This is a genomic window from Pseudomonas sp. 2822-15 (genome assembly GCF_002742515.1).
GTDB classification, from domain to species: domain Bacteria; phylum Pseudomonadota; class Gammaproteobacteria; order Pseudomonadales; family Pseudomonadaceae; genus Aquipseudomonas; species Aquipseudomonas salomonii.
The window spans coordinates 1-277 of sequence record NZ_LJRY01000290.1 but is presented as its reverse complement, the minus strand read 5'-3'; the positions used below and the strand labels follow the sequence as shown (position 1 = coordinate 277).

The 277-nt window shown below is 40.1% G+C and carries 1 protein-coding gene; it reads left to right on the top strand.

All coding sequences use genetic code 11. The features are described from left to right. Nucleotides 1-35 precede the first annotated feature (35 nt). A partial coding sequence (locus AOA59_RS27680; RefSeq protein ID WP_256593134.1) for a metallophosphoesterase family protein occupies nucleotides 36-277 on the top strand: 242 nt, incomplete at its 3' end.

Here is a 277-nt window from a genome sequence, read left to right as displayed (position 1 = left end):
ATGTAGATGCGATTTTTCATTGTGGAGATTCGGAGTTGAACGATGGTGCCCCAGAATTGGATAATGTTATATCAGTAAAAGGGAATTGTGACTTCGGTAACTTCCCTGAGGAAATTATTCAGGATGTAAAAGGGACGCGCTTTTTTGTTGGTCATGGACATCTACTTAATGTTAAAATGACTGAGATGAATCTGATTTTTAAAGGGGAAGAAGTGGGCGCTAATGTGGTGTGCTTTGGCCACACACATATCCCTGTTGCAATAAAGGAAAAAGGGAT